The sequence below is a fragment of the Erythrobacter sp. S259 genome (assembly GCF_057364965.1).
The window spans coordinates 1,046,640-1,060,618 of sequence record NZ_CP200286.1 but is presented as its reverse complement, the minus strand read 5'-3'; the positions used below and the strand labels follow the sequence as shown (position 1 = coordinate 1,060,618).

The following is a 13,979-nucleotide window of genomic DNA, read 5'->3' as shown; positions in this document are numbered from 1 at the left end:
GTTCCTATTATGTTCCACAAAAAATAGAGGAGCGCAAGTCCCGCACTCCTCCCTATTTTTGCTTAGGGTCAGGCCCCTAGCTGGTCAGACCCACGAACAGAATCACGGCAAGAACAATCGGGCACACAAAGCGCACCAACGCCCGCCACAGCTTATGCAAAGCTCCATCAAGGCCGTTCTCTTTGTCGATCAGCCGCGCATCGGCGATCCAACCGACAAAGATGCAGGTCAAAATCGCACCGATGGGCATAAACAATTTGGCCGTCACCCCGTCCAACGTGTCAAAGAAATTGGTCTCCGCAAACAGCGGGATGAAACCGAGCGGATAAAACTCTGCCAGATCGTTGAACGACAGCGCAGACAAAATCCCCAGCACCGCAGCGCCCGCGCCAACGATGATCGTCGCCACCGGCCGCGCCAGTTTGAACTTTTCGAAGACATAAGCGGTTGGAGCCTCAAGCAGAGAGACCGAGCTTGTAAGCGCTGCGAAGAAGATCATCACAAAGAACGCAAGCCCGATGGCTGAACCAAATGGCATCTGTTGAAACGCAATCGGAAGCGATTCAAACATCAATCCCGGACCTGCATTGGTCGAAAGGCCCGCTGCAAATACAATCGGAAAAATAGCCAAGCCAGCGAGCAGCGCAACCGCTGTATCTGCGCCTGCGATAATGCCGGAGGTTTCACCCAGATTGGTGTCGCGATTGGCATATGCGCCATATGTCATCATGCCTGCCACACCCAATGAGAGGGAAAAGAAGGCCTGACCAACCGCTGCCAGCATGACTTCGCCCGTTAGCTTCGAGAAGTCGAAAGTGAACAGGTAAGCGACTGCCTCAGCGAAATTACCGGTGAACGCGCCGTAGATCGTGATCGACAAAAACAGGAGGAAGAACAGCGGCATAAGATAGACCGCCACCCACTCAATCCCGCTTGAAACCCCGCGCGAGACGAAGAACATCGTCACTGCAAGAAAGCCCAAATTGAGCCCAATCATAAGACTGCCATTGCCAAAGAGGTCCGGCATGAGCGCTTTAATCTCTTCCGGATCGCGCCCCTCGAACGCACCACCAACAAGGCCGGTCTGGAACAGGTCACTGGCGAACACACCGATGTAATAAACAACCCAACCGCCCACGACGCAGTAAAAGCTGAGGATCATGAAGGCTGCAAAAACGCCCATCGACGCAAGTACGCTCCACCCATCAGATGCGTTGGAATCGCGCGCAACGCGGCGCACACTTTCAGGCGCATTGGCCTGACCATGACGGCCGATAAGAACCTCTGACAAAAGAACCGGCAAGCCGATCAGCAGAACGCAGAAAATGTAGAACAAGACAAAGGCCCCTCCTCCATTTTCCCCCGCTTCTGCCGGGAAGCGCCACATATTGCCAAGGCCGACGGCTGATCCGACGGCTGCAAGAATAAACGCGCTGCGCGATGACCAGTTCTCGTGACCGGCTCTTGCGCCCGAACCTGCTGCTGCCATCTTATGCTAGTTCCCTTTTATGCGCGCCCCTCATTGGCGCTATCCCTCATTTATGCGCGCCTTTGTGCAATGTTTCGCGCGCGAGGCCAAGGGCCACTTTGCCGGTTTTCGTGAATGATGCCCGCCTTGAACCGCCCTTGAACACTCAGTTCCAAGCAGACACGCGCCGCAAGCGAGCGCTTTCCTACACCTGCATCTGGCGTCATTCTGGCTGTGCCACCGTACACTTTCAGGAGATAGCCAAATTTCTAACGCACAAGTGTCCCATAAGGTTAACAAGCAAGCCACTGAATTTATGAGTGAAGTAGGAAGGGAATGACCATCCTATGGGACAGTGGTGTCCCATAGGCCTATCGAGCCGGTTCACCCCGCTGCGCCTTTGCTGACCACAAATTTGCCCGTTTCCAACTGCTTTGCGTTTTGCAAAGTCCCCTTTTAAAGAAGTTCCCATGTCCACAACATTCCAGCTTGATACAAGCACTAGCCGCGCAAACCCCACCCCTCAGCCAATGAAACGGCTCACCGTGCCGCGTGTAAGGGCGCGCAAGAAGGATGGAGTGACAGAAGAACCCTTGGTCATGCTGACCGCCTATACTGCGCGTCAGGCACAATTGCTGGATGCTCACTGCGATCTGCTGCTGGTCGGGGATAGCCTCGCACAGGTGATTTACGGCCTGCCCTCCACTGTCCCTGTGACCTTGGAGATGATGGCCAATCACGGCGCGGCAGTTGTGCGCGGGTCGTACCATTCCGTGGTGGTGGTGGACATGCCTTTCGGCTCTTACGAGGCCTCCAAGGAACAGGCATTTGAGAGCGCGGCTTTCCTCCTCAAGCAAACCGGTGCAGCCGCAGTGAAGCTCGAAGGCGGTGAGGCCATGGCTGAGACCGTCGAGTTTCTCAACCAACGCGGCATCCCGGTCATGGGCCATGTGGGGCTTACCCCGCAGGCGGTGAATGTGCTTGGCGGCTATATGGCGCGCGGGCGTTCTGATGCGGAGGCTGAGAAGATTGTCAGCGATGCGATTGCCTTGGATCAGGCGGGCGCGTTTGGAATTGTGCTTGAGGGCGTGCTTGAACCTATTGCGATCAAAGCCACCAAAGCGGTGTCCTGCCCCACCATCGGGATTGGTGCCTCTAACCAATGCGATGGCCAGGTGCTGGTGACCGAAGACATGCTGGGCATGTTCGAGCGGGTGCCGCGCTTTGTGAAGAAATATGAAGACATCGCGTCCGTTATTGAAAAGACGGTGGCGCATTATGCCGAAGAAGTGCGCGAGCGGACCTTCCCAACCGCAGAGCAGACGTACCAGCCTAAGAGCTAGTGTCCTTCGCCAGTATATTCGCAAGCGGCGCTGCGATCATCAGCTGAAGCAGATGGTAAAGCAGCAGCGGCGCGATGACGAAGCCTGCAACGTCTGGTGCAAACAGAATAGCGGCAAGCGGCGCTCCAATCGCAACGCTTTTTTGAGCGCCGGCAAATAGGAATGCGATGCGGTCTTCGCGGGCCACTTTGAGAAGGCCGCCCGTCAGCCAAGCGCCCCCTGAGGCCGCGATAAGATAGACTATGATGAGACCAATAAGAGCCACCCAACCAAGGAGCGTAAACATCTGACCCAGCCCTTGTTCAACCGCCCCTGAGAACGCGACATAGACGGCAATGCCAATGACGATCCGGTCAAGCCAAGCCACATCGGACTTGCGCGCCTTCAGCCAGTCAATCGTCCACCCCTGCACAGCTTGGCCGATCATAAATGGCAAGATCAAGATGACGCCAATGCGCACAATCGTCTCGTTCCCAATATCCGCCGCCTGGCTTCCGGCGAGAAGCGCAAACAGCGGCGCGGTGATGAAGACACCGGCTATATTGATGAGGGCCGCTCCCACTACGGACAGAGCGACATTGCCGCCTGCAAGGCTGGTATAGGAAGTCGCCGATTGGATCGTTGAAGGCAGCACGCCAAGAAACACGAACCCAAGGGCGACCAAAGGCGGAAGGATACTGGAAGCAGCGTTCGACAAGCCAAAGCCAATAAGCGGCATGGCTCCAAATACCCAAACAAACAGCGGCGCGAAAAAGCGCCAGTTTGCAAGGCCCCTGGCAATCTCCCCGCGCGCAATGCGCATGCCGTTGACTAGGAACAGGAGAAAGATCGCGATGTTTGAGACCATTTGCGCCGCGGCGCGCATCTCTCCGGCGGCTGGCAGCACGGCGGCTAGCAGTGTCGCTGATAACAACACCGCGATCATCGGATCGGCTAGCAAGGAGAGGCGCTTCAACATCGGCGAGCGCCCTGCCCTGTCAGCCGCAGAATGTCGAGAAGGGAGGAAAGCGCCCTAAAGGAACGGTTGGGGCAGCGTATCCGCCAAGAGCGCCGCGGCCTGAGCCGCGTCCTCTTCATTGCCTAGCTCCTGCGCCGCCTTAACACGAAGGCTAAGGATGGCGGGATCACTCCCACCTCCTTGTGCAATCGCTGTATCAAGCAGGACTTGAACTCGGAGCCAATCGCCCTCTTCTGCGCTGAGCTTTGCCAGCACCACAAGCGCATCAAGGTTTTGCGGATCGCCTTGGACATAGCGCGCAAGAAGAGCCTTTGCAGCCTCACCCTCGCCCACCTGAAGCATGGCAGAGGTAAGCTTGCGTGTCAGTGGCCATGAACGGCGAACCTGCGCTGAGACTTGATAAAGCTCAATTGCTGGCAGTGGATTATCGCTGGCAAGCGCTATGTCGCCGGCAAGCGAATGGGCATCGCCCGACTGCGAATATTGGCGCAGGAATGAGGTGGAAGCCGTCCGAGCTGCCCCAAAATTGCGGGCTGAAACGAGCCCGCGAAGACGTTTGGTCACTTCAGGAAGCGATGTCTCGTCAGGCAGCACATAGATAGCAGCTGCGTTCAACAGATTGGCTCGCTCAATGATAGGAAGGGCGCGCTCACGCTCACCCATCCGCTCAAGCGCGCGGCCAACGAGCATGGTGAGGTAGGAAGAGGCGCTGCGCCCTTCGACAAATTTGGAGAAACGATCGACAATCAAATTATCACGTCCACCAAGCCACCAGGCTCTTGCCAAAAGCTCTCGGACGCGGACATTGGCAGGCTGCTCCTCTGCCAAAGTCTCAAGTTTATTGGCCGCCGTATCGAAATTGCCCGATTGCAGATTGATGATTGCATCGAGCATTTTCGCCGCTGGCACACCGTTTTCGATGTAACGGCTTTCTTCGAGCAGCCGTGCTGCAATCGCAGGTTTTTCACCGCGCGCTGCAAGCACGGCTTGAAGGTAGAGCGCTTTGGGCTCTTCGGGTGCGAACTCGGTGAGGTCACGCACAGCTGAGAGCATGTCTGCGTTGTACCCAAGATCGCCCAGCGTGGCGGCATATTCGCCAAGGATTTCGGCATTATTCGGGTCTGCAGCAGAAGCCGCCTCGAACCACACAAGCGATTCCTCAAGCCCATTGGCATCGCGCACCATTTGGGCCCGCAGAAGAAGCGCAGGCGCATAATTGGGCCCCAGCTCAAGCGCATAGTCCGCCGCCTCAATCGCGGTGAGATGTTCCCCGCCAAGAAAGCGAAGCCTCGCAATATCAACCCATAATCCCGGGTTTTCAGGATCCAGTTCGAGCGCCTGATCGTATGACCGACCAGCAGCGGCAAGATCGCCAAAACGCACATGACGCCTCGCGTCTTCGACCGCATCGAGAAGGGCTTGGCTTCCCTGCAATTCTGATGCGCTTTGCGGCTCAGGCTCGCCGGAGCAGCCCGCAATTCCAGAGCCCGCCAGAACAAGGCTCGCGACAATGATTTTTGGTTTAAGCATGGAGATCATACTGCTTGAGGAGATCGTACAAAGTGGGGCGACTGATCCCGAGAAGCTTAGCGGTGCTCGATATGTTGCCTTCACTCCTGGCGAGCGCATGACGGATCACGCGGCGGTCCGATTGCTCGCGTGCAGATTTCAGGTTGAGGACCTCTTCATCCTCTTCGCCCTCACTATCAAAGTCGAGATCGGCGGCGCCCACAAGCTTACCGTCTGCCATAATGACCGCGCGCTTCACTCGGTTTTCCAGCTCGCGCACATTGCCGGGCCAATCGTGCGCGTCGATCGCTTTAAGCGCATCGGGAGCAAAGCCGGTGACCGCAGGGTTCATCTCTTTGGCGAACCGCTTGAGGAACGCCTTGGCCAAAAGCACACCGTCACCGTGGCGCTCAGCAAGGCTTGGAATACGAATGACAATTTCGGCAAGCCGGTAGAACAAGTCCTCACGGAAAGTGCCTTCTGCGATCATCCCTTCAAGGTTCTGATGGGTCGCACAGACAATACGGGTATCGACCGCAATCGTTTTGCGCCCGCCGATCCGCTCAATCGTACGTTCCTGCAAGAAACGCAGCAATTTGACCTGAAGGGGCAGCGGAATATCGCCGACCTCATCGAGGAACAACGTGCCTCCATTGGCGTTTTCGATCTTTCCTTCGGTGGTTTTCACAGCGCCAGTGAACGCGCCCTTCTCGTGGCCGAAAAGCTCACTTTCAAGAAGGTTCTCCGGGATTGCCGCACAGTTGATCGCAACAAAAGGCTTATCACAGCGATTGCTCGCATTGTGCAGGCCTTGGGCGAGCAATTCCTTGCCTGTGCCGCTTGCGCCCAGAAGCATGACCGATACATTGGCCGAGGCAACACGCTCAATCGTACGGGCGACTTTGACCATCTCAGGCGCGCCAGTGATCAAGCGGCCAAGCACAGTCTTGTCTTCGCTAGCATTAGCGACAAGACGCCGGTTCTCATCCTCGATTGTGTGGAGATTAAACGCGCGCCGGACGATCAATCCAAGCTGCTCGATATCAACCGGCTTCTGATAGAAATCATAGGCCCCATGCTCAACCGCCTGAAGCGCACTTTCGCGCGCGCCATGACCGCTTGCGACGATTACCTTGGTGTCAGGCTTCAATGCCATGATCGCATCAAGCACCGCAAAGCCCTCCGTCGTTCCATCGGGATCAGGTGGAAGGCCAAGGTCGAGCGTCACCACAGACGGCACCTCGCTGCGCAAAGCAGCAATGGCACTGTCACGGTCGCCCGCAATCACTACCTCAAAGTCTTCATATGCCCATTTGAGCTGTGCTTGAAGGCCCTCATCATCCTCGACGACGAGCAGTGTGGGTTTCTTGTCAGCCATCAGGCGACCTCTTCTTCATTTGAAACTGGATTTTTCAGATTTGCTGCGGGTTTGACTGCGCTGGCTGCGTCAACCATGCGTGCAGCTTCCGGCACAGGCAGGCTCACCGAGAAGCGTGATCCGATATTCTCACGCAGAATCCACCATTAACCTGCCGCCCATCGCTTTGATCATTTCTCGCGCTTCGAACGCGCCGATGCCAAAACCGCCTTGCTTGGAAGACACGAACGGCTTGAACAGGCGGGTGCGCATGAATTCTGGCGACATACCGGTGCCGGAATCGACAATTTCGATCAGGCCATTGAGCCCGTCGCGGCGAGTGTTGATCATCACCGCTTCAACCGGCTCGCTTGCATCAACGGCATTTTGAACGATGTGCAAAAGCGCCTGCTCGGCAGCCTCCGCATCCGCTAGGACGACAGCCTTATCGGTCTTCGCCAGGACGACAGGATGCACGCCCTTGAAGCGTGCACAAACCTTGGCTGCAAGCTGCGCCAGATCAATCTCACGCATGGCCTGCGAATGCCCAGCACCGTATCGTCCGAGCCGGTCCAAAAGCGTGTTCAGCTTGTCCGACGAATTGCGCAATGTGACGAGCATATCAGCGCGAAAATCGGGGTTGTCTGCGTGCTTCTCGGCATTTCTCGAAAGCAGCGAAAGCTGACTGGCGAGGTTCTTGATGTCGTGCATAACGAACGCAATGCGCCGGTTGAATTCGTCAAAGCGGCTTGCGTCCATCAGCGCCTGTTGGCCCGCCTGTTCGGCAAGATAGCTGGCAAGCTGATGTCCCACCACGCGAAGGAGATCAAAGTCCTCCCAATCGAGCTTACGCTCGATCCGGGGGCGCGCGAGCACTATGACGCCAACGAGGCGGTCAAAATGCAGGAGCGGGACAAGAGCCCAAGCATCTTCAGCTTCGCTAAGCCATGCGGGAATATGCTCGAGTTCGCCAAAATACTCGATACCCGAACGCGATTCATCGAGTGCGAGGATATGGTTCTGTTGCTCAAGAAGGCTGGGAAGCATGTGATCACTTGCAACAGCGGGCACATCGAGCGTTGCCCATTCCCAGCGAGCGTTGAGCTCCAACTGAGCTTCTTCATTGGGCATCAGCAAAAGGCCTGCGGGACTGTCGGTGATATCGGCTACCGCCTTTACCGCACGTTCCTGAAAGCTGCTTCCAGCGCTTGAGGCGTGGCCGATGGTGCGCGTAAAGCGAAGCCATTCTTCACGGTAATCATAACGGTGCTGGAACAGATGCTTTGATGCCATCACCCGGACAGACCGCCTGATCCGGTGTGATGGCAGCCACATGGCCGCTGCCGCCACTGCGAAAACGATGAAGGCGATCTGGCTCGCTCTGCCGACGTCGCCGCCAAGCAAAGCCAGGCTCCGGGTGACGAGCACCATTACAATCAGATAGGTGCCAATCACGAGCAGAGAAAGCGTCTGGAACGTGACAGCGCGCGAGGGCCGAAATTCAAGGCCGGCGCTTGTCGCATTCGCGCCGATGGCCATCATCACGGCCATAATCCCAGCCACAATTGCATGCAGCGAAGTCAGAAACGGCGGGTCGGTCTCTCCCAGATAGGAGAGTGTGTGAAGGTTGAGGTCATACGCAAAAAACGCACCCAGCCCGATCCCGCTCCACAAAATGATCCGCCGTGAGGCCGAGGCTGCGCCTGCGTAAAGGTTGTGAAGCAATACGAGCGCGCCGATGGCGATCATCATGCTGAAAAGACCGCTGATCTCATGGGCAAGCTGCATCACCTGAGGCATGAAGGCTGTGAGGCTCTCGACCACATTCACAATGAGTTGGAGTATCTCAACAAGAACAAGCGTCACGATCACTGGGCGTGTCGGCTTCAAGCTTTCATCGCGCCCATCGGCTGCAAAAAGCTGAAAAATGACAGCCAGCAACGCCAAGTTGCACGCTGATTCTGCGATCATGACCGCAACCGAGCCGGGCGATGCGGCGATAGAAAGGCTGCACCATACAACGGCCGCGCCAAGCGCCACCAACACAGCGCTGCGATCAGGCCGCGTGCGGTCTCCGGCCTGTGCAATCCAAGCGCCAGCGCCAGCAGCCGCAATCCCGCCTACCCAATAGCAGGCAAGCGCAATCATCGGCTCAAGATCGACTAACCACTGCACAGATCAGCGCGCTCCTTCCGGCCAAAGGACCACGCGCACCGTTTGGAGCAGGATCACGAAGTCGAGGAAAGGCGTGTAGTTCTTGGCGTAGTACAGATCGTATTCGAGCTTTTTGCGGCTGTCTTCGGTCGAGGCACCGTAGGGGTAGTTGATTTGAGCCCACCCGGTGATGCCGGGTTTGACCATGTGGCGTTCCTGATAAAAACGGATCTCTTCTTGAAGATCATCGACGAAGGCAGGCACTTCAGGTCGCGGGCCAACGAAGCTCATTTCGCCTTTAAGGACGCTCCACGTTTGCGGAAGTTCGTCGATGCGAACCTTTCGGATAAAGCGGCCAACGCGGGTGATGCGGGCATCATTCTCAGAGGCCCATTTCGCGCCGTCTTTCTCAGCGTCTGTCCGCATCGAGCGCAGCTTAATGAGGTAAAATGGTTCGCCAAAAAGCCCCACACGCTTTTGACGGAAGAAGGCAGGCCCCTTGCTGTCGAGCTTAACGATGATTGCAAAGACGGCAATGACTGGCAAGGTAAGAACGAGCAAGATGAGGCTTGCGGCAATATCAAAGACGCGTTTGAACGCGCTCGACAAGATCCGGCCACTCGAAAAGCCATCAGAAAAAATCAGCCAGCTTGGATTGACCGTATCAAGGTCCACCCGGCCCGTCTCGCGCTCAAGGAAGCTGGAGAAATCATTGACGTGAACGCCCTTGGTCTTGATCCGCAAAAGGTCGGTCAGTGGGAGCGAGTTGCGGCGTTCTTCAAGCGCGAGCACCACTTCGCTGACGCCAAGGTTTTCCACAAAGCGCCCCAAGTCATGGATTGCATCACGCGCGATTGCCTCTTCGACAACGCGCTCAGGCTCTCCCATGGAAATGTATGAAACGATGACGAAGCCGCTTTCTGCCCTGTCGCCAAGTTCGCGAAGCCGCTGAGCACGCACCCCTGCGCCGAGCACCATCACACGGCGGCGGAAGGCGGATGAGCCCAGGAAACTGTTCAAGAGAAGCCGGTCTGCAATCAGTACGAGGATGGAAAGACCCATCGCGTAAAGCAGGGTCGAGCGCCAAAAGGTCTCACCCGGCAATATCCAATCAATGGTCGCAAGCGCGATGATCCCAAGGCTGATCGCTACGAGCAAACGCGCACTGGCAAACCGCAGTGATCTCAATGAGTAAGGCCCGTAAACGCCAACCGCTATCATCGCGAGCCACACAATCGAGGCAGATCCCAACAGCGGGACCCAGCGCCCTTCGATGGGGCCCGGGTCCATCCCGATCTGATTGGCCCGCAGCAGCCACGCACACTCACCGGCAAGCACCAATAGCGCAAAGTCGAGCAAGCCAAGAAGCATGACCGCATGGGGAATATAGTGCTTGAACAACCGGATCATTGTGCGCGTGCGCCTTACCTTCGAGGGTCCCTTGATGGTCCTCTTTACGCACGAGAGTTTAAGTGTCGGTAAACTTTACAATGGCTTTTGAACCCGCAGGAAAGCTTGCGCTTCAGAAGTTAATAGCGGGCAAAGGATATTGCGTTCACCCGCGCTCCATGGCCATGCGAGCAGGAGCGGGGTTGAGACACTCAACCCGTCCGCATCTGGGGCAGCCAACTCCCAGCGGCATGGCATCAAGCGGATCAAGGGACACGCCGCGTGCCTGCGCAAGCTCTCCTGCAAACCGCGCTTCAAGCCCCAGAACAATGGAGCGTCGCGCCGAGCAAGCAGCGCCATCAACCTCGATTGTACGCGCCACTGTAAACCAGTGCTTTGGGGCAGCCTCTCCCTCACCAAATGTCACAGCCTGCGTGTGCATGGTCCCGCGACTTTCAAACGAGGCATAGGGTGCCCAGGCAGGCCATCTTGCCCCATCAAGCGGGTAAAGTGCACCGCTAGCCCCTGCGCTAAAATGGACCATCCGTCCTGTGCGCCCAAACCAAGCAGTGAAGAACGGCAAGCCCCGTTCACCGACCCTCTGAAGCGTGGTCAGCCGCTGCGCCAATTGATCAAAGCTAACGGCAAACCGGCGCGAAAGGACCGGCAGATCGTACCCCGTTTGCTCGCAGGCGCGCACGAAACGCCCATACGGCATAAGCAGTGCGGACGCGGCATAGTCGGTCACGTGCTCACGAAACCTCTCGCGCGCTTCGGGTGAGGAAAGGTTGGCGCCTTGGACGATCAGCTCAATGCCTTCGCGCTGTTCAAGGCTCGCGATCTGACGCGCAATCTGGAACCGCCTTGCCGCCCCGCCCAGCATCTCGGAAAGCTGCAATTGACGAGCGTGTAGGTCCAACCGGTGGACAAGTCCCGGTACAACCTCAGCGGGGAGAACGCGCACGGACAGCCGGTGCTTTTCGCGCAGACGTTCAATCAGACCAGCGCTAATGTCCCCGCGCGAAAGTCGAAGCTCGTCCGCAAGCGCCTCTGCTGCGTGATCGAGGTCGGCAAAGTGGTTCTGCCAACGCTCAACCGCCTCGCGCGCCTCATCGGCAGGATTTTCGCCCCGGCCTTCTCTTTCATCGGAATTGTCATAAAGCCGCGCGAACGCTGCGGCTGCTTGCGGAGCTGCGGAGAGGAACTCTTGCAGTTCCTCGCGGTCGATATTGAGGTCTGCGAAGCGCTTATCGGACATACGGCGAGCAAGGCCGTCAATCCCGCCGATCGCCTCGTCCTCCCGAAGATCGCGCGGATCAAAATCGAAACGCTCAATCACCTGAACCAGAACGCGGGCCGACAGCGGCCTTTGGTTGCGTTCGATAAGGTTGAGATAGCTTGGTGAAATACCAAGAGAGGCGGCCATCGCGGCCTGCGTAAGCCCTTCGCGTTTCCGCAAGCGGCGAAGGGATGGCCCTGCCAGAAGAGAGGTATCAGTCATATCGCTTCTGTAAATAAGTTTACAGAGTTACACAATGATTACCTGCATTCGCTCGATACAGACAATAAAGTCTGTAACTTTTCCTATCGCGCTGCGCTGCATCATGGCAAGAGGGATGCATACCTCCCCTCTACTAAACAAGGTGCCTTCGATGACCTATCAAAACACCATTTCGCAAATGAGCAACACCATCAATGCCGCCGGCCCGAGCTGGAGCGCGATTGATGCTGAAGCAACCGCCCGAATGGCGATCCAGAATCGCTTCCCCACCGGCCTCGACATCGCGAAATATACCGCGAAAATCATGCGCGCCGATATGGACGCTTATGACGCTGACCCGGCGCACTACACGCAGTCGCTGGGTTGCTGGCACGGGTTTATTGCGCAGCAGAAAATGATTTCAATTAAGAAGCACTTCGGCACCACCAAACAGCGTTATCTTTACCTTTCTGGCTGGATGGTTGCGGCGCTTCGCAGCGAGTTTGGCCCCCTCCCTGACCAGAGCATGCACGAGAAGACTTCCGTTCCTGCGCTGATCGAGGAACTCTATACCTTCCTTAAGCAAGCCGATGCGCGCGAGCTTGGGGGCATGTTCCGTGCTCTTGATGCAGCGCGTGATGCCGGTGATGAGGTGAAAGCCAAGCAAATCCAGAATGATATCGACAATTACGAAACGCATGTCGTTCCAATCATCGCCGACATCGATGCAGGTTTTGGCAACGCCGAGGCCACCTATCTTCTCGCCAAAAAGATGATTGAGGCAGGGGCCTGCGCACTCCAGATCGAGAACCAGGTCTCTGACGAGAAACAATGCGGCCACCAGGACGGCAAGGTTACCGTCCCTCACGAGGATTTTTTGCAGAAGATCCGCGCCTGCCGCCACGCCTTCCTCGAAATGGGCGTTGAAGACGGCGTGATCGTTGCCCGCACCGACTCGCTCGGTGCTGGCCTGACCAAGCAGATCGCGTTCAGCAAAGAGCCCGGTGACCTTGGCGACCAGTACAACGCCTTCCTTGACTGCGATGAAGTGGACCCAGCGGACATCACCAACGGTCAGGTTTTCATCAGCCGCGATGGCAAACTGCTTGCGCCCAAGCGCCTTCCATCGAACCTTTACAGCTTCCGCGCTGGAACCGGTGAAGATCGCTGCGTCCTCGACTGCATCACTTCGCTCCAGAACGGCGCTGATCTCCTGTGGATCGAAACCGAGAAGCCCCACGTTGAGCAGATCGCCGGCATGGTGGACCGTGTTCGCGAAGTCGTCCCGAATGCAAAGCTGGTTTACAACAACTCGCCATCGTTCAACTGGACCCTCAACTTCCGCCAGCAAGTGTTTGACGCTTGGGAAGAAGCAGGAAAAGACGTTTCCGCATACGAGCGCGACCGTTTGATGAGTATTGACTACGACGCGACTGATCTTGCTATCGAAGCCGATGAGAAGATCCGCACCTTCCAAGCAGACGCTGCGAAGCGTGCCGGTATTTTCCACCACCTCATCACGCTTCCGACCTATCACACGGCTGCCCTCAGCACTGATAACCTCGCGAAGGAGTACTTCGGTGAGCAAGCCATGCTCGGCTACGTCAAGAACGTGCAGCGCGAGGAAATCCGTCAGGGTATCGCCTGCGTCAAGCACCAGAACATGGCTGGCAGCGACATTGGCGATGACCATAAGGAATACTTCGCCGGTGAAGCAGCCCTAAAAGCTGGGGGCAAAGACAACACGATGAATCAGTTCGCTGCGGCTTAGGGCGTCATTCGCTGCCGTCCAACTGGTTACGCAAAGAGGTGGAGAGGGAACCCGCAAGGTCAATCGAAAGACTGGCCTTGCGGGAACCGATCCAACCCTTCATTAGCTTTACTCATCATTCGGCCCATGCTGGACCATTAAAGAGAGAACCGATGAGCGACACAGATACCCCAAGCACCGAACCTTCACGCGCGCGTGCGCTTCTTTCAACTGCGGACATGAAACTCCTGCGCCGCGCGCTTGAGAGCCACGCCCGCGGAACCGAAGACCGCGACGAGCTGGCCAAGATCAACGCCCTGCACCACCGACTTGGAACCTACGTTCCCAGCTAAGGCGCGGACGGCCCAAACAGGTCTTTCTATCACAGCATTCTCCTGGGGAGGAGAACACGGCCGCCAAGCGGGTCTCTAGACCTGTTTGGTGGCCGTAACTGTTTGTGCGCAAGGTTAAGCAAACTTGCTTCAACTCCTTTTGAAGCGCGAGTTTGATACGCTAAGTCCATTGCCTGGGGGCATCAATCTGATTGATCGCCAAGAAGACAATTGAAAGG

Annotated in this window: 10 protein-coding genes; 3 read left to right on the top strand and 7 right to left on the bottom strand. The window is 56.9% G+C overall.

Annotated features, from left to right (window positions below):
- Nucleotides 1–76 precede the first annotated feature (76 nt).
- Complete coding sequence (locus AC0V60_RS04995) at nt 77–1,489, bottom strand: sodium-dependent transporter (RefSeq protein ID WP_486177409.1); 1,413 nt, start codon at nt 1,487–1,489, stop codon at nt 77–79.
- A gap of 449 nt (nt 1,490–1,938) precedes the next feature.
- Between AC0V60_RS04995 and panB the strand changes: the two genes are divergently transcribed.
- Nucleotides 1,939–2,811, top strand: coding sequence for a 3-methyl-2-oxobutanoate hydroxymethyltransferase (panB, locus tag AC0V60_RS04990; protein ID WP_486177408.1), 873 nt, complete (start codon nt 1,939–1,941; stop codon nt 2,809–2,811).
- On the opposite strand, the gene AC0V60_RS04985 is transcribed toward panB, so the two are convergent.
- The 6 genes from AC0V60_RS04985 to AC0V60_RS04960 all read right to left on the bottom strand — a co-directional run bounded on the left by AC0V60_RS04985 (nt 2,801) and on the right by AC0V60_RS04960 (nt 11,679).
- Nucleotides 2,801–3,769 (bottom strand): bile acid:sodium symporter family protein, encoded by a 969-nt coding sequence (locus tag AC0V60_RS04985; RefSeq protein ID WP_486177407.1) that lies wholly within the window; start codon nt 3,767–3,769, stop codon nt 2,801–2,803. The genes panB and AC0V60_RS04985 overlap by 11 nt on opposite strands.
- A 54-nt stretch (nt 3,770–3,823) precedes the next feature.
- Complete coding sequence (locus tag AC0V60_RS04980) at nt 3,824–5,299, bottom strand: tetratricopeptide repeat protein (RefSeq protein ID WP_486177406.1); 1,476 nt, start codon at nt 5,297–5,299, stop codon at nt 3,824–3,826.
- Nucleotides 5,292–6,656: a PEP-CTERM-box response regulator transcription factor gene (prsR, locus tag AC0V60_RS04975; protein ID WP_486177405.1), complete on the bottom strand. Its 1,365-nt coding sequence runs from the start codon at nt 6,654–6,656 to the stop codon at nt 5,292–5,294. The genes AC0V60_RS04980 and prsR overlap by 8 nt, the downstream gene beginning before the upstream one ends.
- Nucleotides 6,657–6,785: 129 nt before the next feature.
- Nucleotides 6,786–8,810: an XrtA/PEP-CTERM system histidine kinase PrsK gene (gene prsK, locus AC0V60_RS04970; RefSeq protein WP_486177404.1), complete on the bottom strand. Its 2,025-nt coding sequence runs from the start codon at nt 8,808–8,810 to the stop codon at nt 6,786–6,788.
- 3 nt (nt 8,811–8,813) lie between these two features.
- Complete coding sequence (locus tag AC0V60_RS04965; protein ID WP_486177403.1) at nt 8,814–10,199, bottom strand: TIGR03013 family XrtA/PEP-CTERM system glycosyltransferase; 1,386 nt, start codon at nt 10,197–10,199, stop codon at nt 8,814–8,816.
- Between the two features lie 145 nt (nt 10,200–10,344).
- Nucleotides 10,345–11,679 carry a helix-turn-helix domain-containing protein gene (locus AC0V60_RS04960; protein WP_486177402.1) on the bottom strand — a complete coding sequence of 445 codons (1,335 nt, stop codon included), beginning with the start codon at nt 11,677–11,679 and terminating at the stop codon, nt 10,345–10,347.
- Between the two features lie 151 nt (nt 11,680–11,830).
- On the opposite strand from AC0V60_RS04960, the gene AC0V60_RS04955 reads away from it, so the two are divergent.
- Both AC0V60_RS04955 and AC0V60_RS04950 read left to right on the top strand, forming a co-directional pair.
- Nucleotides 11,831–13,429, top strand: a complete 1,599-nt coding sequence (locus AC0V60_RS04955; RefSeq protein ID WP_486177401.1) for an isocitrate lyase — start codon at nt 11,831–11,833, stop codon at nt 13,427–13,429.
- 152 nt (nt 13,430–13,581) lie between these two features.
- The gene (locus AC0V60_RS04950) at nt 13,582–13,761 is read left to right on the top strand and encodes a hypothetical protein (protein ID WP_486177400.1); all 180 of its coding nucleotides are present in this window, start codon (nt 13,582–13,584) and stop codon (nt 13,759–13,761) included.
- Nucleotides 13,762–13,979 lie beyond the last annotated feature (218 nt).